The sequence below is a fragment of the Gracilibacillus kekensis genome (genome assembly GCF_900143085.1).
Classification (GTDB): Bacteria; Bacillota; Bacilli; order Bacillales; family Amphibacillaceae; genus Gracilibacillus; species Gracilibacillus kekensis.
Genome location: NZ_FRCZ01000007.1, coordinates 92418 through 112109 on the forward strand (window position 1 = coordinate 92418; position 19692 = coordinate 112109).

A 19692-nucleotide genomic window follows, 5' to 3' on the forward strand; every position below is an offset into this window, starting at 1 on the left:
TTCACTACCCTTACTATCCACTTAATTGAAAGGGGTTACAGCGTGAGGAAATTATTGTTTGCTTATTTAATATTAATTGTACTGTTCGTAGTATATGTTTATCAATATCAATCGGAAGAAACTACGAATAATCAATGGTCAGATCGTGAGCTAAGAGGAACAATTGATGAAAATTATGTGATGGTTACCTTTCAAGCAGGTATTGATTATTGGAAACGACCATTAAAGGGGTTTGAAGATGCAGCAGAGTCGTTAAATGTCTCAGTGGAATACCGAGGTGCTACTCAATACGATGTAAATGAAGAGATAACGGTGTTAGAGCAAGTCATTGCTAAAAATCCTTCCGGTATTGCTATTTCAACCATGGATCCAGAAGCATTAAATCCGGTTATAAATAAAGCAGTTGATTCAGGTATACCGGTAGTCATGTTCGATGCCGATGCTCCTGACAGTAAAGCATATGCCTTTTTAGGTACAAATAACCATTACGCAGGTGTTACTGCAGCCCATAAAATGGCAGAGTTATTAAATGAGGAAGGAGAGGTAGGGGTGGTAACCCATCCGAATCAATTAAATCATCAAGAGCGTACACAAGGCTTTCGAGAAACAATTGAAAATGACTATCCAAATATGACGCTAGTAGATATTAAGGATGGTCGAGGAGATCAGATGATATCGAAGGAAGTATCAGAGGAGTTAATTAGAGAACACCCTAATATTAAAGGTATTTTTGCCTCTGAAGCAAATGGTGGAGTGGGCGTTGGCAAGGCAGTCCTAGACTTGCAAAAAAAAGGAGATTTACATATTATAAGTTTTGATACGGATAAAGGAACTTTAGATATGATTGATGAAGGCGTTATTTCAGCTACAATGGCTCAGGGTACATGGAAAATGGGATATTGGTCATTACAATTTTTGTTTCATTTGCAACATGATATTGCTGGAGAACTAGAAGGAGAAACAAATTTACCACGCTATGTGGATACAGGAATAACAGTGGTAACGAAGGATAACGTGAATGAGTATTATCCTGTCGAATAATATCAGTGGTAGTGTTCGAACCTACTGATTATTAGTGAAACCTATCAGGAAGTTAATGTGATAAAGAATGGATGGATGAATGTGAAGCGCTGGACTCAAATTAATAATTTTCCTATTCGTTATAAGTTAATATCACATTTTTTGCTTATTAGTATCTTGCCTATTTTCTGTTTAGCTTTATTAGTAAGTTGGACAGTGGAACGTGTAATGGAAGAACAAGTGAATGATAATACCATCCAGTTAATAGATAAAGTAAATGAAACATTTGAATTTTATATTAGCAATCTCCAAAGTCATACATATATGATTGCCAATGACGATGATGTTCAACTATTTTTAGCGAATACGGAAGATGATCCAAGTGATGTATCGGATACCAGATATCAAATACAACGATTTTTGCGAGATTTTACGGCTGTCTCCTCAGAAGTAGCAGGGATCATGGTGGTTAATCATCAAGGCGAATATATTAGCAATGAGCTATATGCCCCATCGATTATGGATTTAACAGAAGCCTCTTGGTATCAAGAAGCAGTAGATAATAAAGGTATATTTAAAATAATCGGACGCCCTGATGGGAGACGCTTAACATCAATAGTTGATTACAAGAATGATGATATTGTTACTGTAGTAAGAGCCATAATCGATCCTTTTACAGAAGAAGTACAAGGTGTGGTATTAATAGATTTAAAATTACGGGTAATTGCAGAAACAGTAAAAGATGTCACACTAGGTAAAAGTGGATACTTAATGGTTGTAGATGAAAATGGTAAAAATATTTATCAGCCCACACAACCGATTATAGAACATATACCAATTAAATGGATAGGTGAAGAGCAATCCGGGGATTTTTCGAAAACAATAAATGGAGAGAAAATTCAATTTATCTATCAACGATCACCTTTTGTTAATTGGGTAACGATTGGTGTATTCCCAGCAGATGAAACTGTTTTTGGTTTACGCGAAATTAACTTTTACTTAGTCGTATTTATTTTTATTATCATGTTATTTGGTATTCCGGTATCTTATTTTCTTTCCCATTCTATTTCCAAACCCATTGTCCAATTAATGTCATTTATGAGGAAAGCGGAAAGTGGGAACTTTCAAGTAAGGTATAAAGAAAAAAGAGATGATGAGGTTGGCTTACTAGGCAGAAGTTTTAATGCAATGTTAGCAAAAATAAATGAATTAATGCATCTCACTGAAAGACAGGAGAGACAAAAAAGAGATGCAGAGTTTCGTAGTTTACAAGCAAATATTAATCCTCACTTTTTGTATAATACTTTAGACACGATTCAGTGGATGGCTAGAAAACAAAAAGCAAATGATGTAGCAGAGGTTGTTGATTCTTTAGCTAAATTATTTCGAATCGGTTTGAGTAAGGGGCGAGACGTGATCACGTTAAAAGAAGAGATTGAACATATTGAAAGCTACTTAAAAATACAAAAAACGAGATATCGGGATAAATTAAATTATAAGATTAATGTCGAGGATTCAGTTCAGAACCTGCCGGTATTAAAATTTATTTTACAGCCAATCATTGAAAATGCTATTTATCATGGTATTAAAGAACGTAGAGGCCCTGGACATATTTTAATAGATGCGAGACAGGTTGAACAACGTATTGTTATAACAATAAGTGACGATGGGCAAGGCATGTCAAATGCTCAATTATTAGAAATGCGTGAGGCTTTGGCTCAATCAATTAGCAGGACTGAAAAACCTGAAGAAACACGAGATAAAAAAGGTTATGGCATGTTAAATGTTCAAGCAAGAATCCAATTAACGCATGGATTGCAATATGGAATATCGCTAGAAAGCAAAGAACGAAGCGGGACGACTGTTACGATCTTATTACCTTTAATAAAGGAACCTGATCCAGAAAAGGAGTAATGATAAGTATGGCGAAGTGGAAAGTTTTGATAGCAGATGATGAATTTATAATACGCGATGGAATAAGATCGTCAGTAAATTGGTCTGATTATGGTATGGAAGTTATGGCAGAGGCTGAAGATGGTGAAGAAGCGATTGAATTAGCGCTAGAACATAAAATAGATATATTACTAATTGACATAAATATGCCAATTATGAATGGAATCTCAGCAATGAAGCGCATTAAAGAGGAGTTGCCAGAGTGTCGAATGGTAGTTATATCGGGATATGACGATTTCCGATATGCCCAAGAAGCGATTCGTCTGCAAGTAGAAGATTATTTATTAAAACCGGTAAATCCTAATAAATTAGAAGAAATTTTAGTCAAAACGAAGCAACAATTAGAAATGAAAAAACAAGAAGAAGATTATTTGCATCAAGCTTCTTCTCAAGTGGAAAAAAACCATGAGCAACTCCGCCAACGTTTTTTTCTTGATTGGATAGAAGGCAGATTGGAAGAGAGTGAAGTTGCTGGACAATTGCAGTTTTTGAATTTACCCCATGATCCGCCAACCTCTTTTATAATGCTTAAATGGGCTGAAGGAGAAGCAGAGCATAACTTGCTGGAAGAAGCAGATCGACAGCAACAGTTACAAGCGATTAAGGATGTGTTGAGTGAGATAATGGCTGAACATCTACATGCTATTTTTATAGAGGATGTTCATTTTATTACCGTATTTTTATGGAAAGCGATTCGTTATGATATAGCGATAGAAATAGAAGAGCAAGTAATGGAACGATTAGAACAACGTATTTACTCAAAATACATATCATTAGATCCAACAAATATCACCGTACAATATAAAGAGACAAAACAAGAACTTAACCAATATATGCGTTTGTCCCCCCTGGTTAAGCAGTCATTGCAGTATATTCGGAAACATTACCGTGATCCTCATATGACATTGGAAGCTATAGCAGCCTCATTACATGTGTCAACGGTATATTTAAGTAAAATGATTAAACAGGAACTTGGTAAATCATATGTGCAAATTCTCACCCATATGCGTTTGCGTGCAGCCAAGGAACTCCTGCAGACTACTGATCTTAGCATAAGAGAAGTGGCAGAAAGAGTTGGTTATGACTCACAACATTATTTCAGTACAGCCTTTCGAAAATCAGTCGGCATAACACCAAAGCAATATAAGCAGCAATCGTTATAGTAAATTAACGATTGTTGCTTTTTTTTAAAATTTTTTGTAAAAAACGGATTCTCCTCACGGGATATTTAATGTTGTAGACAGGATATCTGATTGTCTTCACGGGATATAGTGATCTCTTCACGGGATAAGCCGCAATATCCAGTCTAGCGAGAGTATTATCCCGTCAAGGACATGTGTTATCCTGTGAAGGCAAATTTTTCGAGATATAATAACGTTATTTTGTTCACTTCACTGTCACTGTATAAATAAAAAAACTTTTAATATTACAAAGAAATTACATTTAGATTAAAATTTTATAAAAACAGTTTAATTTTATGTAAAGCCTTACAATGGGAATGGTGGTAAAGTATAAAACAAGCAAGAGATTTAAAATAAAAGGTTTGAAAGGGGTTACACTTATGAAGAAATTTAGTTTATTGGCACTATTATTTGGTCTTATTTTATTTTTAGCTGCCTGCGGTGGAGATGATACTACAGATGGTGGCACAGATGACGGAGGAGAAGAGGCTTCAGAATCTGAAGGTGGTTTGATTGGGGTTGCAATGCCAACAAAATCTTCTCAGCGTTGGGTAGATGACGGGAACAACATGGTAGAGCAATTAGAAGAATTAGGTTATGAAACAGATTTACAATATGCTGAAGATGATGTAGACAAGCAAATCGAGCAAATTGAAAACATGATCGTAAAAGGTGCAGACGCATTAGTTATTGCATCGATTGATGGTACCGCTTTAACAAATGTATTAGAAAAAGCTAACGACCAAGGTATTCAAGTAGTATCTTATGACCGTTTAATTATGGAAAGTGAGCATGTAACGTATTATGCAACATTTGATAACTTCCAGGTAGGTGTGCTTCAAGCATCATACATCGAAGAAGCTTTAGATCTACCAAATCAAGAAGGACCATTTAATATCGAATTATTCGGTGGATCTCCAGATGATAACAACGCGTATTTCTTCTGGGATGGTGCTATGAGTGTTCTTCAACCATACATTGACGAAGGTAAATTAGTGATTCAAAGTGAGCAAACTGAATTTGAACAAGCGGCAACAATGCGTTGGGATGGTAACACTGCGAAATCTCGTATGGAAAACATTTTAAGTAGTTCATACTCAGATGGAGAAACGGTAGATGCAGTACTATCACCATATGACGGTATTAGCCGTGGAGTTATTCAAGCATTGAAAGGTGTAGGTTATGGATCTGGTGATCTGGAACTTCCTGTAATCACTGGTCAAGATGCAGAGTTAGCATCGATCAAATCCATTATTGCTGGAGAGCAATCACAAACTGTATTTAAAGATACTCGTGATCTTGCAGCAGTGGCAATTGATATGACAGAAGCGATCCTAAACGGTGAGGAAGCAGAAGTAAATGATACAGAAACATATGATAACAACGTAAAAGTTGTTCCTACTTATCTAGTAGAACCTGTATCAGTTGATATTGATAACTATCAAGAAGTTGTAATGGACAGTGGTTACTATTCTGAAGATGAATTAGAATAAGTTCTGCAAATTATATGGAAAAAGAATTTAGTGGTGGTTTCGGTCACCACTAAATTCATTCCTAATCGATTTTGAAGGTGGTGAAGCTAATGTCTGATCATATATTAGAAATGCGTAATATTACAAAGACATTTCCAGGTGTGAAAGCCTTGGATAATGTAAATTTACAAGTAAAAAAAGGCGAGATTCATGCATTAGTAGGTGAAAACGGAGCAGGAAAATCAACGCTTATGAAAGTTCTAAGCGGAGTATATCCGCACGGTACGTATGATGGTTCGATTTTTTTTGAAGGACAAGAATGTCATTTTAGAGATATTAAACAAAGTGAGAATCTAGGCATTGTTATTATTCATCAGGAATTAGCATTAAGTCCATTCTTATCTATCGCTGAAAATATATTCTTGGGAAATGAGCGCCAATCTCGAAAAGTGATGAAATGGCAGGAAACATTCTCCGAATCAAAAAAGTTATTGGAACGAGTAGGACTTAAAGACTCACCTGAAACAGCAGTAATGGATATCGGTGTTGGGAAGCAACAACTAGTTGAAATAGCAAAAGCGTTATCCAAAAATGTAAAGCTTCTCATTTTAGATGAACCAACCGCTGCGTTAAATGAAACAGATAGTGAGAATTTATTAAAATTATTACTGGAATTAAAAGAGCAAGGTATTTCCTCTATATTAATCTCCCACAAGCTAAATGAAGTATCCTATGTATCGGACTCAATAACGGTACTACGTGATGGTAAAACAATTGAGACATTAGATACTAAAGAGGAAAAAGTGTCGGAAGAGCGAATTATTAAAGGGATGGTAGGACGAGAGCTAACAAGTCGTTTTCCTAAAAGAACTGCAACTATTGGTGAACCAATATTCGAAGTGAAGAACTGGAATGTCTTTCACCCACAACATCATGATCAAAAAATATTGGATAATATCAACTTATCAATAAAAAAAGGTGAAATTGTCGGTATTGCTGGGTTAATGGGTGCTGGACGTACGGAATTAGCGATGAGTATTTTTGGTAAATCGTATGGAAGAAGGATTAGTGGAGAGCTTTATAAAAATGGAAAACAAATTCAAGCAAATACAGTAAGTCAAGCGATCGAACAGGGCATTGCCTATGTGTCAGAGGATCGAAAAACGTATGGTTTGAATCTAATAGATGATATTAAGCGAAATATAACGTTATCGAATTTAAAGCGAATTTCTAAATCTAGCGTTATTGATCAAAATAAAGAAGTGGTAGAATCGCAAAGTTTAAGAGAAAAATTAAATATTAAAACACCTTCCTTAGAACAAGTAGCGGGTAATCTTAGTGGTGGGAATCAACAAAAAGTAGTATTAAGTAAATGGATTTTTACAGAACCAAACATTTTAATTTTGGATGAACCAACCAGAGGTATTGATGTTGGTGCCAAATTTGAGATTTATACACAAATTAATGAATTAGCTGCTCAAGGATTAGCAGTACTTGTAATTTCTTCTGAGCTTCCTGAAGTATTAGGATTATCAGATCGAATTTATGTGATGAATGAAGGGAAAATAACAGGAGAGTTACAGCGTGAAGAAGCAAATCAAGAAAATGTGATGCGCTATATGACCGGAACAGGGGGAACTAGTGATGCAAACGCTAATTAATTTATTTCGAAATAATATTCGCGAATATGGGATGATTATAGCACTCGTATTAATAACTGGACTATTTTTCATTTTAACAGACGGGATTAATTTTAAACCGTTAAATCTTACAAATTTAATATTACAGAATGGTTTTATATTAGTATTAGCAGTTGGAATGGTACTTGTTATCATAACAGGGAACATTGACCTTTCGGTAGGTTCAGTTGTGGCGTTTATTGGTGCCATTGCCGGTGTGTTAATTATTAATATGAATGTACCAGTTTGGTTAGCAGTTATTATCGCTATCATAGCAGGTGCTCTAATCGGTGTTTGGCAAGGTTTTTGGATATCTTATATAGGGGTACCATCGTTTATCGTTACTTTAGCGGGAATGCTTATTTTTAGAGGGTTAACTCTATGGCTATTGGATGGTCAATCTCTGGCGCCATTCCCAGAATCATTTCAAAAAATAAGTAGTGGTTTTGTGCCAGACTTATTTGGATCAGGGGATTTACACATTTTCACGATTGTATTATCCATTATATTATCATTAGTATTAGTGTACTTAGAGTTTAATAAAAGAAAAACACAAATACAGTATGATTTTGAAGTGGTTCCATTATGGGTAACGGTAGCAAAACTTGCAATGCTTTTATTGGCAATCAATTGGTTTGCATATCAGTTAGCTTTAAATAAAGGAATTCCGACAGTATTAATAATTGTATTTGTATTAATAGTCATTTACACATTTATTATGAAAAATACCATTATGGGTCGTCACATCTATGCGACAGGTGGTAATAAGAAAGCAGCTGATTTATCAGGTATAAAAACGAAACGAGTAGTTTTCTGGGTATTCGTTAACAATGGTGTATTAGCTGCTCTTGCAGGCTTAATGTTTGCGGCACGTTTGAATTCGGCAACACCTGCTGCAGGTAACATGTTAGAACTTGATGCGATTGCTGCCGTATTTATTGGTGGTGCATCGATGGCTGGTGGTGTTGGTACTGTAATTGGTGCGATTGTTGGTGGTCTCGTAATGGGTGTCATGAACAATGGTATGTCTCTTATCGGTATCGGTATTGACTGGCAACAAGCGATTAAAGGTATGGTACTACTAATCGCAGTTGGATTTGACGTTTATAATAAGAACAAAGGTTAAGGAAGACCGAACGGAATATATTTCAAAAAATTCAACCCGTACGATTACGCACTTTCTATTAGAATTTGCCATCGTACGGGTTTTTTAAAAGTGCAGATAAGCAGGATAATGCGACACTATTATAGTGGTAATTATGAGATATTATAAGTGCTTAGCAGCCGCTCTGGCTTGTCCGCTTCCCTTTCCGCGGATTTTTACCCCAAGCTAACTTTTTAAGCAAAGTTCGCTTAAAAAGTGGATCTTAGGGTAAAAACATCCCACAGGAGTGGAAACGGACGCCTGCGCTTGTGTATGCTCTACAACTTAAGCAAGAATAATTATGATGGCTTTATTCACCATATTTAAGGTACTCTTCAATTTTTTAATGACCTAAACAATTATTTTGTGAAAATCCAAACTGTTAGCATTTGTAATCGTTGAAGAGTCTCACTGAGCGTAGGCGTCCACTTCGACTCCTAGGGGATCTGCGTGATCTGAAGGTCCACTTTGTAAAGTGATCTTCTTTACAAAGTTAGCTGAAGACGCGCCCCCTGGAAAGCGAAGTGGGCAAGCCGTAGCGGTTATTACACACATACATCATGTCAAAATTTCCATCAGGTTATGTCGCATTATCCTTCTATTGTTCATTATTCCTCCGATTGGATAGACGCTGTTTTTTCTTTAATAAATCTTGAAATTCCTTTTCTAATTGTTCAGAAGGCTCTATACTTAATCGCCCTAGTACTTCTGTTATCTTTGTTTCAACAGCTAATAATTTATCTTTCGTATCGTCATGCTCAGTTGGCACCATTCGGTTAAGGAGATACTCTCGATAATCTCCATCAAATGAAATCATCTTTTTTTCTTTAATTTCCACTATTTTAGTTGCGACCCTTTCTACAAAACGACGGTCATGAGAGACAAAAAGAATCGTTCCCTCATATTCAATTAAGAGTTGTTCTAATGCCTCAGTCGCCTCAATGTCCAGAAAATTAGTTGGTTCATCTAATAGCAAAGTATTACTATTACTTAGAAATATTTTCGCTAATGTTACCTTCACTTTTTCACCACCACTTAACACATCTACTTTTTTATGGACATCCTCTCGGTAAAAATGGAGTCTTGCTAACACTGTCCGAATCAGTGTTTCCTTATACAAGGAATCTGCCATTATATTCTCCAGAATACTGGTATCGCTATTTAAAATTGATAAATCTTGTTTAAAGTAAGCGATTTGACATGAAGGGGAGAACTGGACTTCATTGGATTGATTAAGTAATTTTCGAATAAGTGTTGTTTTGCCACTTCCATTATTACCGATAATCGCTACTTTATCTCCGCCTTTAACGTGAAAATTAGCCTTTTCCCATAACGTAATATTTCCGATTCGACCATCTAAATTTTCGACCCTAATTATGGTCCTTCCAGAAATTTTTTCTTGTTGGGGTAAGCTCATTTTTAAAGCTTTTTCCTCATATGGTTTATCTACTTTCTCAAGTTTCTCCAATCTTGTTTCGATTGATTTTGAGGTTTGTTGTAATTTCTTTTGTTTCTTTGCAAAGTATGGTTTGGCACCTGTGATACTTGCCTCAGATGTACTCACATTCTTAGGTTTCTTAGTAGCACGAGCTGCTTTTTCATTTTTTAGACGGAGCGCTCGTTCTAGTTGTTGTTTCTTACTTTGGTATTTTTCGTATTCCGTTTGGTGATGTAACAATTCTAGCTTCTTCTGTTTCTGATACTGCTGATAATTTCCTTTATATTCAGTAATTCGCTGTTGATCCAACTCCCAGACTTTATTACAAACTGTATCAAGAAAGCTTCGGTCGTGGGAGACAACAACAAAGGCACCTTGCCAATGCTTGAAAGTTTTTTCCACCCATTCAATGTGTTGCTTATCCAGGTGAGTTGTAGGTTCATCAGCCAAGAGAAGTTCATGCTTTAGAGTAAAAGCTTGTTGAATATAGTTTTGTGTAATCTCACCACCACTTTTGCTGCCAATTTGTTGTTTAAGCTGCGGTAGTAAATCGATAGTGGTGAAGATGTTAACCTCACCTTTCTCAAACATTTCATTATTTAAGATTGCCTGCAAAAAGGTGGTCTTCCCTGAACCATTTTTTCCAATTAATCCAATACGATCTCCCTTATGGATTTCCAGGTGATCAATTTCTATTAATGTCCTTGCAGCAACGGCTAAATGAGCATTACTTATTTCTAATAACATACACATCGCTCCTAGTTATGAGGAGACTAAAAAAAGCCTCCTGAATTCATTGCGGAATAGGAGGCTACCGAAAAAAGGGTGTAAAAACGTGCGAACGCGAAAATGAGCACTGATTTTTCCCTATATAAAGTACCAATCCTATTCCGTATATTTCCGATAAAGACGCACTACTCCCTGTATACAGGTAGTAAGTCTTATGAAAATATAGCTTGAGAAATAGGATTATAACTTCATTGTAATAGGGTCACCCTTTCGTTTATTTGTTTATTAGTTTATATAAAAGTTTTGATGAAGTCAATCATAGATATTGTTAATGACTTTTTTTCCATTTCCATAATCAGGAGGTGTCCGTATGCATTAAGAATATAATATCTATAAAATTAAATCTATGTTTTTTACCGTTAGCACATCTTTTCGTTCTGATTTAATGAAAGTGAGTTATGCCTAATCATTTTGAAAATTTTTCTAAAATTATTTATTTAAATAGGAAAAATGTTATAATTTGTATGACTGATAGAAGAAGGTGCGGATAATATGTTGAAAAAATTTTTCAGAAAAACGGAACCTACTGAAGAAGAGTTCCGTCTAGTATATGATATGTTTTATTCAAGGGTATATCGCGATGTTTATTTTATTACAAAAGACAGTCATTTAGCACAAGATGCATTGCAGGAAACTTTTGTAAAAGCCTATAAACACATGCACAACTTAGATGATAAGGGTCGAATGGGCGCATGGCTCTCGACAATTGCAACGAGAACCGCCATCGATATTCTTAGAAAACGAAAAGGAACAAATGAATTTTTAACAGATGATATTACCGTACAAGAACGGCATACCCAAGTTAAAGATCCTGATGTTTCATTCCTAGTAGAATCCAATTTTGTAAAAGAGGAAATTAATGATGTATTACGTGAGATGAAGGTGGAGTATCGCGAAGTTTTGCTATTACGTTATATACATGAATTGACGATAAAGGAAATTGCAACTAATTTGGATCTAACTGAAGGTACCGTGAAAACAAGACTTCATCGTGCGCGCAACGCCATGAAGGAAAAAGTCGAAAATGATCCTCAGAGACAATGGATTGGTGGTGAAAAACAGTGACTAACAAATTAAATAATTGGGAAAGTTGGCTAAAGGAAGATTATCAATCACCCGCACCAGCCCACCTTTCAAAAGAAGAAAACTGGAGGGAAATAAAAGCCAGTCTAACGAACACAAGTAGCACAAAAAAACGCTTATTTCCTAAAAAGAGTTTATTAGCCGTTGCAGTATTTGCACTTATTATATTTGGTTCCGTGTTTGCGAGTTCCAATCAAATTCAGGCGTTTGACTGGTTTGTAAAAATGTTTGTAACGACAGATGGAGATACAACACAAATAAGCCAAACTACAACAGATGGGGAAAGTCCTTCGTCAAGTGACCTGCCGGATTTAGATAAGATTACAACAGAAGAAATAGAAGTAGAAAGAACGGAAATGTCGTTTGATAAAGCACAAGAAGAGACGAATTTTTACATTGCCAAACCTACTTTTAACCCAAATAATTATCAATTGAAATATGTAGAAGTTGTTAGTAAAGATTCCGAAAAAAATCAGGTTCAACTTTATTATGAGAATGGCCAGAGCGAAACCGTTGTTTTAACCCAAACATTTCAGCCAAATGATTTTGCTAGTGCAAAAGTGGTAGATAATGAAGATACGAATGTGAAAATAGTTGATTTAGATGGTGGAGAAGCTCGTTTTATAGAATTTAAAGATAATAGCAAGCAATTAATTTGGAGTACGCCACAGATGAATTGGCTGCTAGAAGGTAAACTTCCTGAAAAAGATATGATCAAAATTGCGGAATCAATCGAATAAAAAGGAGTGTTCCTGTTGGAACACTCCTTTTCACTTTAAGAACAGAAAGTATATAAGCATTGTCATGTCTAGCTCCAGTCGCTACGTTTCTAAGCGGGCGCTCTGAGCATTTCTCTTATTTTAGAATTTAATTTGGCCTGTTACAGCAGATAACTGTTCTTTAATACCATATTGAGATGTTGTATGAAGAGTTCTTATGCGATAATCATATCCCGTTTGAACAGCAAAGTTGACACTGCCACTTACATAAGAAGAGTAATAATTCAAAAATTTCTTACTTTGACCAGTATCTGTCCAACGACCAGTAGACTTATTTTTTACTTGGAGATTGATCGTACACGATATCTGTTGGACTGAAGAATAACTAGATGTATTGCAACTACTTCCCATTGTTCGAGAATTAACTCTTCGTATCGATGCGTTACCTTCTTTAATGTATTTCGTTGATTGAACTTGGATAAGGTCTTCTTTAATTTCTGGTTTAACTGTGACCTCCCGTTCATTTGCACTAATGTCTGAGGTGTAAAAAAAGAATCCTATGAAAGCTAAAAAAAGAATTAATACATATTTCTTCACATTTTTCATTCGAATACCACCCTCTCATTTTATTTTCAAAATATAGACGGTAAGGCGTTCAGAAAGGTTACAAAATGATGAAGATATAAATACGAATAATTCTGATCGGGAAGTACACAGAAAGTGACTAAATAAAATCACGGATTCTTTAAGCGTCATCTTGAGATTTACCTAATGCTTTCATAAAGTAAGCCGTAGGTAATAAAATACCGATTGAGGCTTGAACAAGTGCGAAAAACCTGGCTGCATTGATTGGAAGCATGTCCCCGTAGCCTACAGATAGCATGGTAACACCACTAAAATATAGCATGTTGCCGAAGCTGTGTTCTATTGGAGCATTATCAGACAAGCTTTGAACCACAACAGTTTCTTGAAACGATAAAGCATAATACAAAAGGCCAAATCCGAAGGTGATGCCTAAAAGTACAAAAAAGAGCTTCATAAATAACGCGGTACTGAAAGAGCTTTTCTTGTAAGTCTTGTTACGAAAAAAGTAGATAAGGTTTGCAACGATAAAAATAATTGCAATGCAAACTAAAGTATTTACCATAGATGAATTCCTCCTTATCTACTACATTCACTGAAGTTTAAGGTTTAAAACTCCATTGATAAAAAATTACATACAATTGAATTCCATTCACGGGAAAAGGAGGCTTATAGACGGGGGCAAGTGATCCTGTGAAGCAAGGGCGTTATCTCGTCAAATACTAAGTAGAAAAAACGGAAGTTCACGACCTAATAATTTGCTGAATATAGAGGAAGTCTACAATTGATTAAAGTCAGAGTGTCATGATATTTTAAAAGTAAATCTTTAGGCTAATAAAAAATGACAGCGGGATAGCTGTCATTATATAATCTTAGGAAATGGCACATCGATTTGGACCAATTTCCATTTCTCTTTGTTCTTCTGAATCAGGTGATTGTTTCCCCATATTCGTCTCACGTATTTTTTGATGCGAATTCGGTTGAGGAGGCAGGTTTTCTGTGACCATTTTTCTAAATTTGTCCTGACTGCTTACATTTAAACCATCGTTTTCTTGATATAGTGTACTTAATTTTTTGCCAATCGTACCATCTTCATTCATTTCATCATTAGAAGCGTAATGTGCTGGTAAAACGAGTAGTTCTTGATCTAAAGTTTTATATGTTTCGTAAAGGGTGTCGTGTAGATCTTCAACCCAATCGTCTGCTTTCCCTGCCAAGTCGGGTCTTCCGATTGATTGAATAAATAATATATCTCCCGTAAGTAAATATGCATTATTTACAATCAACGATGTAGACCCTATTGTGTGACCAGGTGAATAGATCGCTTTTACCTCAATTTTTGCATTACCTACAGACAAGGAAGTGCCTTCTTCTAATTTTTGATAATCAAACGTGATCTCTGTTGCATCTTTAGGTGGGAGATAATAAGAGGTATTTGTTTCCTTCGCTAGCCTTCGTCCACCAGAAATGTGGTCCGCGTGTAAGTGAGTATCTAATGTATAACGAATGACAGCATCTTTATCGTCAGCAAATTTTTTAAAGGTATCAATCATTCTCGTTGCATCAATTACTGCTGCCTCCCCATTTGAAATCACCATATAAGATAAACAGCCTTTACCAAGACGAATAAATTGATAAATTGCACCACCTTCAATGTCCGCAACTTTAACTGGTTCTAGATGTTCGCTCCAGGCTTGCATGCCGCCTTCTAGAGGATATACATTATTAAATCCTGCTCCTTCTAACTTATCAACAGTTTTTTGTGCTGAGATGCCTTTTGCACAAGCTACGATAATATCTTTATCTTTTGGGAGTTTTTTTGCTAAGTGTTCTACACCCTCTTTAATTTCAGAAAAAGGGACATTTTTATACTCAAAAGCTTCCCCTTCAATTTTCCACTCCTCAAAGTCACTTTCATTTCGCACATCTAATAAATACATGGATTTTTGTTCTATGACTTTTCGAGCAATATCGTTTGTCGTTACTTTCACTTTACTCATATAATATCGCCTCCTAATCTCAATATTCTCTAATAATTAACATACCCCAAAAGGTATAAAATAAACTTAGTACTGTCTACCTTAGCGAAATTTAAACAGATGTTTGATACAATAGGTTAAGATTCATGCAAAGAAAGGAAGTATATCAACATGCCATTCGTTGAAAAAGCTAAACGCCCGATTACACCTGATTTTGATCCATGGGAAGCCTATATGGATGTTGAACAATTTGGTGAAATGACGTTAACTAATATAGAATTTACGACAACACATTTATGTAATATGAGGTGTGCACATTGCGCAGTAGGTTATACGTTGCGTGATAAAGATCCTGATGCACTACCTTTTGAACTTATAAAAAAACGATTGGACGAAATCCCCCATTTACATACTTTGAGTATAACTGGTGGAGAACCGATGATGTCAAAAAAATCGGTTCGTGACTATGTAGTCCCACTTCTTCGTTATGCCCACAACAGAGGTGTCCGAACGCAAATTAATTCCAATTTAACTTTGCCATATTCTCGTTATGAAGCAATAATTCCTTATTTAGATGTATTGCATATCTCTCATAACTGGGGGACAGAAGAGGAATTTGCGACCACGGGTTTTGCAAACATGGATAGGAAACCGAATCAGGAAAACCGCAAGAAATATTTTGAACGCATGGTAGACAATTCACAGAGACTATCTGCTGAAGGTGTGATGGTGTCGGCAGAAACGATGCTGAATAAGAGAACGTTTCCTTATTTGGAAAAAATCCATGATCATGTGCTTGAAATGGGATGTGTCCGTCATGAAATCCACCCAATGTACCCGGTTGACTTTGCTAGTGATTTACAAACACTTTCCTTAGCTGAAATGCAAGAAGGTATTGAAAGGTTATTGGATTATCGTGATTCGTCGATATGGATGTTATTTGGGACGTTACCCTTTTATCCGTGTAATAAGAGTGAGAAGGAGCTCGCTTTTCTTAAGCGTTTATACAAAGAGAAAAATGTTACAGTAAGAAATGATCCAGATGGTCGATCAAGACTTAACGTCAACATTTTTTCAGGGGAAGTTATTGTTACGGATTTTGGTGATGAAGAAGAGCCATCACTTGGTAATATTCAAAATACTTCATTACTAACATCATATAAAAAGTGGATGGAATCCAAAACAGCAAAATCCTTAAACTGTCATTGTCCTGCAGTAAAATGTCTGGGCCCAAACATTTTAGTGAAAAATACGTACTATCAAGACGTCGACTTTACTAAGAGATCTGCAAACATAAAGAGGTAAAACACTATTGTTTCGTTGTACATGGAAAATATAACCTCCAAACATGACAAATGTCATCTAAAAGTCCTGACAATTGTGCCTTATAAAATTCGTCCATTTGGCGTAAACTTTCAAGTATAGAAAGCTTCGAAAGTAGGGATGAAGATGAGTAAACAAAAACAAGCTCAATTACGAAAAGATGTAATGCCTTATGCAACTTCACAAACAAAAAAGAGTATTATTCAATTAATTAATACGATTCCACCATTTTTCATTCTGTGGTTTTTTGCTTATCAAAGTTTATCAATATCCATTTGGTTAAGTCTTGCTTTTTCCGTTATTGCAGCAGGCTTTATGGTTAGAACATTTATTATATTCCATGATTGTGCCCATCAATCTTTTTTTAAAAACAAAAAATTAAATCGCGTGATCGGAACTGTGACAGGAGTACTTACCCACTTTGCATTTGAGAAATGGAAAAGAGAACATTCGATTCATCATGCAACGAGTGGTAATTTAGATCAACGTGGCACAGGTGATATTTGGATCATGACGGTTAAAGAATATGAAGAAGCTAGTAAATGGCAAAGGTTACAATATCGACTTTATCGAAATCCATTCGTTATGTTTGGTTTAGGGCCGTTTTCTTTATTCTTGTATGAAAACCGTGTGAACCGTAAGGACGCTAGAAAGAAAGAGCGCTGGAATACGTATTTAATCAATATCATGCTTGTTATTGTATATACCGTTTTAGTATTGACGTTAGGTTGGCAAGCGATTCTTTTAGTGCAACTTCCAATTGCTTACATCGCAGGCGCATTAGGAATCTGGTTATTCTATGTACAACATCAGTTCGAGGACTCTTATTTTGAGAATGAATCAGAATGGGATTACGTAAAGGCTGCAGTAGATGGCAGTTCGTACTATAAACTCCCAAGATGGCTAGAATGGATGACAGGTAATATTGGTTATCATCATGTCCACCATTTAGCACCAAGGGTTCCAAACTACTCTTTGGAAAAGGCTCATCAGGAAACACCACCACTCCAAAAGGCAACAACAATTACATTGAAGACAAGCTTGGAATCGATTCGTTTCCGCTTGTATGATGAAGAGCAAAAAACGTTTATCAGTTTTAAACAAATGAAGAAAAAACTAAGAACAAAAACAAAAATCTCGATACCAACAGCGAAGCCATCGCAAACCATTCGCTCTTAAAATAATAAAGTGAGATTTCAATCGGCTGGAGTTTTAAACTCTCTCTGATTGGTAGTAAAACTTATGTTAGCGTCCGTTTAATCCCCACTGAGCTTCTTTGCTAGTGCTCGAACTTTAAAGTGGGGTTTTACGGATTTACACTGTAACAATCCCCTGTCCCAAATGGATGGGGGTTTTTAACGTTTTTTGGTATAATGAGAATGGAAGGTTGTGGAAGAGATGCAACATTGGTATCATATTTTCCCGAAAAATACTGGACTTAGCTTATATATATGGATTATTTTTTGTGTGTTGCCGTTTTATTTTATTTTCAGATCAACTGCTATTATAGAAATAGGCTTTGGAATTGCTGCGACTTTATTGTTCTTTGGCGTATATTGGATGTCATTTACTTCACGTGGGCCACTGGTCTATATTGGTATTAGTATTGAATTTGTGATCAATATCGTGATGTCTATTTTATTTGGCTATGTTTATTTTGCACTTTTTACTGCATTTTTTATTGGAAATATCAAAAGAAAAGCTGGTTTCATCACTATGTATGTCCTTCATCTAGTAACGACAATTGGAGCAATCACAGCAGGCTTCTTTTTGAATTATTCCTTATTTTTAAGTCAAATTCCTTTTCTGATCATGACAATATTAGGTGTTATTTTAATTCCGATTAATCGCTATAACCGTTTCAAACAAGAGAAATTGGAAGGCCAATTAGAAGATGCAAACCTAAAAATTGCTCAATTAGCAATTATTGAAGAGCGTCATCGTATTGCCAGAGATTTGCATGATACTTTAGGGCAGAAATTATCCATGATTGGCTTAAAGAGTGAACTATCTTCTAAACTGCTCGAAAAAGATAAAGAAGCAGCAATTAAAGAATTACAGGATGTGCAGCAAACGGCAAGGCAAGCTTTAAAAGAAGTTCGCGAAATGGTCTCAAATATGCGGACCGTTCGATTGGTTGATGAAATGGAACATGTGAAGCAATTGTTACAAGCAGCAAATATAGAAGTCAATATGGAAATGGAAGCAGATTGTGAGCATATTCCACTATTTTTAGAAAATGTGCTAAGTATGTGCTTGAAAGAATCCGTGACCAATGTGGTAAAGCATAGTCAGGCGACAAGTTGTCAGATTAAAATTAGTGAAACCAATAAAGAAATTCAATTATCTGTAAAGGATGACGGCGTTGGGGACTTGAAAGAAATAAATAATGGAAATGGATTGAATGGAATGAAGGAAAGGTTAGAGTTTGCAAATGGTACATTAGAGTTTAATAGTGACAAGCACGGGTTTACTATTTTTATTACCGTGCCAAAAGTATTAATGCAAATCGAAGAGGGGGGACAGTTGTGATCCGAATTGTGTTAGCTGAAGATCAACAATTACTCTTAGGTGCATTAGGTGCACTGCTTGATATGGAAGAAGATATGGAAATAGTCGGAAGGGCAAGCAACGGGGAGGAAGTCATAAACTTAGTGGAAAAGGAAAATCCCGATGTTTGTTTAATGGACATTGAAATGCCTGTGCAGACAGGATTGGATGCAGCTGAAATTTTAAGAAATCATCCGTGTAAAGTTATTATCTTAACAACCTTTGCCAGGCCTGGTTATTTTGAACGCGCAAGAAAAGCGGCAGTAGGTGGATACTTATTAAAAGACAGTCCGAGTGACGATTTGGCGCAATCCATTCGACAAATTATGAGAGGAAAACGGATTTATTCACCAGAATTAGTGGATCTAGCTTTTTCTGAACAGAACCCGCTAACTCAAAGAGAAATAGAGGTAATGAAACTTCTAATAGAAGGAAAAACGACCAAGGCTATTGCAAAAGAGCTATTTTTAACAAATGGTACTGTCCGCAATTACATATCTGTGATTTTAGATAAATTAGAGGTGGATAATCGAATGGAAGCTATAGCAAAAGTAAACGAAAAAGGTTGGTTAAAATGAGGTTGGATAAAAGAATTTAATAATGAGTAAAATCCATACGATTAGTGCTTTGATCGCTTGGATTTTAATGCGTATAAGGAAGATACTGCGACATAGCTGAAGTGGTAATTGAGTGGTGATTATGAAATTTTATATGTGCTTTGCAATCGCTTCGGCTTGCCTGTTTTCCTTTCCGCGGGTTTTTGCCCTAAGCTAACTTTTT

At 35.8% G+C, this 19692-nt stretch carries 16 protein-coding genes; 12 read left to right on the forward strand and 4 right to left on the reverse strand.

Annotation, left to right across the window (positions count from 1 at the left end; genetic code table 11):
* Positions 1 to 42: 42 nt before the first annotated feature.
* From BUC25_RS15730 to mmsB, 6 genes are all read left to right on the forward strand, one after another.
* Positions 43 to 1041, forward strand: coding sequence for a substrate-binding domain-containing protein (locus BUC25_RS15730; protein WP_073202843.1), 999 nt, complete (start codon positions 43 to 45; stop codon positions 1039 to 1041).
* Between the two features lie 75 nt (positions 1042 to 1116).
* Positions 1117 to 2934: a cache domain-containing sensor histidine kinase gene (locus BUC25_RS15735; protein ID WP_073202977.1), complete on the forward strand. Its 1818-nt coding sequence runs from the start codon at positions 1117 to 1119 to the stop codon at positions 2932 to 2934.
* Positions 2935 to 2942: 8 nt separating this feature from the next.
* A complete protein-coding gene (locus BUC25_RS15740) occupies positions 2943 to 4136 on the forward strand; it encodes a response regulator (protein WP_073202844.1) in 1194 nt (397 codons plus the stop codon).
* Between the two features lie 398 nt (positions 4137 to 4534).
* Positions 4535 to 5647, forward strand: coding sequence for a multiple monosaccharide ABC transporter substrate-binding protein (gene chvE / locus BUC25_RS15745; protein WP_073202845.1), 1113 nt, complete (start codon positions 4535 to 4537; stop codon positions 5645 to 5647).
* A gap of 89 nt (positions 5648 to 5736) precedes the next feature.
* Positions 5737 to 7287, forward strand: coding sequence for a multiple monosaccharide ABC transporter ATP-binding protein (mmsA, locus tag BUC25_RS15750; RefSeq protein ID WP_073202846.1), 1551 nt, complete (start codon positions 5737 to 5739; stop codon positions 7285 to 7287).
* Complete coding sequence (gene mmsB / locus BUC25_RS15755; RefSeq protein ID WP_073202847.1) at positions 7271 to 8431, forward strand: multiple monosaccharide ABC transporter permease; 1161 nt, start codon at positions 7271 to 7273, stop codon at positions 8429 to 8431. Before mmsA ends, mmsB begins: the two co-directional genes overlap by 17 nt.
* A 616-nt stretch (positions 8432 to 9047) precedes the next feature.
* Here the strand turns inward: mmsB and BUC25_RS15760 are convergent.
* Complete coding sequence (locus BUC25_RS15760) at positions 9048 to 10640, reverse strand: Vga family ABC-F type ribosomal protection protein (protein ID WP_073202848.1); 1593 nt, start codon at positions 10638 to 10640, stop codon at positions 9048 to 9050.
* Positions 10641 to 11168: 528 nt separating this feature from the next.
* On the opposite strand from BUC25_RS15760, the gene BUC25_RS15765 reads away from it, so the two are divergent.
* Together BUC25_RS15765 and BUC25_RS15770 are read left to right on the forward strand one after the other, a co-directional pair.
* Positions 11169 to 11741 (forward strand): RNA polymerase sigma factor, encoded by a 573-nt coding sequence (locus BUC25_RS15765; RefSeq protein ID WP_073202849.1) that lies wholly within the window; start codon positions 11169 to 11171, stop codon positions 11739 to 11741.
* Positions 11738 to 12499, forward strand: coding sequence for a DUF4367 domain-containing protein (locus BUC25_RS15770; protein WP_073202850.1), 762 nt, complete (start codon positions 11738 to 11740; stop codon positions 12497 to 12499). The genes BUC25_RS15765 and BUC25_RS15770 overlap by 4 nt, the downstream gene beginning before the upstream one ends.
* A 120-nt stretch (positions 12500 to 12619) precedes the next feature.
* On the opposite strand, the gene BUC25_RS15775 is transcribed toward BUC25_RS15770, so the two are convergent.
* The 3 genes from BUC25_RS15775 to BUC25_RS15785 form a co-directional block, all read right to left on the reverse strand.
* Positions 12620 to 13084 carry a hypothetical protein gene (locus BUC25_RS15775; protein ID WP_073202851.1) on the reverse strand — a complete coding sequence of 155 codons (465 nt, stop codon included), beginning with the start codon at positions 13082 to 13084 and terminating at the stop codon, positions 12620 to 12622.
* A gap of 139 nt (positions 13085 to 13223) precedes the next feature.
* On the reverse strand, positions 13224 to 13625 hold the full coding sequence (locus BUC25_RS15780; protein ID WP_073202852.1) for an ion channel: 402 nt from the start codon (positions 13623 to 13625) through the stop codon (positions 13224 to 13226).
* A gap of 307 nt (positions 13626 to 13932) precedes the next feature.
* Positions 13933 to 15060 carry an MBL fold metallo-hydrolase gene (locus BUC25_RS15785; protein WP_073202853.1) on the reverse strand — a complete coding sequence of 376 codons (1128 nt, stop codon included), beginning with the start codon at positions 15058 to 15060 and terminating at the stop codon, positions 13933 to 13935.
* Positions 15061 to 15210: 150 nt separating this feature from the next.
* Between BUC25_RS15785 and yfkAB the strand changes: the two genes are divergently transcribed.
* The 4 genes from yfkAB to BUC25_RS15805 all read left to right on the forward strand — a co-directional run bounded on the left by yfkAB (position 15211) and on the right by BUC25_RS15805 (position 19490).
* Positions 15211 to 16344, forward strand: coding sequence for a radical SAM/CxCxxxxC motif protein YfkAB (gene yfkAB / locus BUC25_RS15790; RefSeq protein WP_073202854.1), 1134 nt, complete (start codon positions 15211 to 15213; stop codon positions 16342 to 16344).
* A 144-nt stretch (positions 16345 to 16488) separates the two neighbouring features.
* Entirely contained in the window at positions 16489 to 17541 is a 1053-nt protein-coding gene (desA, locus tag BUC25_RS15795; protein ID WP_073202855.1) for a Delta(5) desaturase DesA, read from the forward strand.
* A gap of 219 nt (positions 17542 to 17760) precedes the next feature.
* Complete coding sequence (locus BUC25_RS15800) at positions 17761 to 18894, forward strand: sensor histidine kinase (RefSeq protein WP_073202856.1); 1134 nt, start codon at positions 17761 to 17763, stop codon at positions 18892 to 18894.
* Entirely contained in the window at positions 18891 to 19490 is a 600-nt protein-coding gene (locus BUC25_RS15805; RefSeq protein ID WP_073202857.1) for a response regulator transcription factor, read from the forward strand. The genes BUC25_RS15800 and BUC25_RS15805 overlap by 4 nt, the downstream gene beginning before the upstream one ends.
* The last annotated feature ends 202 nt before the right edge of the window (positions 19491 to 19692 follow it).

Coding starts and splice junctions, on each gene's coding strand:
- BUC25_RS15735 (WP_073202977.1), top strand. CDS start 1,117: ATGAATGTGAAGCGCTGGACTCAAATTAATAATTTTCCTATTCGTTAT.
- BUC25_RS15740 (WP_073202844.1), top strand. CDS start 2,943: ATGGCGAAGTGGAAAGTTTTGATAGCAGATGATGAATTTATAATACGC.
- chvE (WP_073202845.1), top strand. CDS start 4,535: ATGAAGAAATTTAGTTTATTGGCACTATTATTTGGTCTTATTTTATTT.
- mmsA (WP_073202846.1), top strand. CDS start 5,737: ATGTCTGATCATATATTAGAAATGCGTAATATTACAAAGACATTTCCA.
- mmsB (WP_073202847.1), top strand. CDS start 7,271: ATGCAAACGCTAATTAATTTATTTCGAAATAATATTCGCGAATATGGG.
- BUC25_RS15760 (WP_073202848.1), bottom strand. CDS start 10,640: ATGTGTATGTTATTAGAAATAAGTAATGCTCATTTAGCCGTTGCTGCA.
- BUC25_RS15765 (WP_073202849.1), top strand. CDS start 11,169: ATGTTGAAAAAATTTTTCAGAAAAACGGAACCTACTGAAGAAGAGTTC.
- BUC25_RS15775 (WP_073202851.1), bottom strand. CDS start 13,084: ATGAAAAATGTGAAGAAATATGTATTAATTCTTTTTTTAGCTTTCATA.
- BUC25_RS15780 (WP_073202852.1), bottom strand. CDS start 13,625: ATGGTAAATACTTTAGTTTGCATTGCAATTATTTTTATCGTTGCAAAC.
- BUC25_RS15785 (WP_073202853.1), bottom strand. CDS start 15,060: ATGAGTAAAGTGAAAGTAACGACAAACGATATTGCTCGAAAAGTCATA.
- yfkAB (WP_073202854.1), top strand. CDS start 15,211: ATGCCATTCGTTGAAAAAGCTAAACGCCCGATTACACCTGATTTTGAT.
- desA (WP_073202855.1), top strand. CDS start 16,489: ATGAGTAAACAAAAACAAGCTCAATTACGAAAAGATGTAATGCCTTAT.
- BUC25_RS15800 (WP_073202856.1), top strand. CDS start 17,761: ATGCAACATTGGTATCATATTTTCCCGAAAAATACTGGACTTAGCTTA.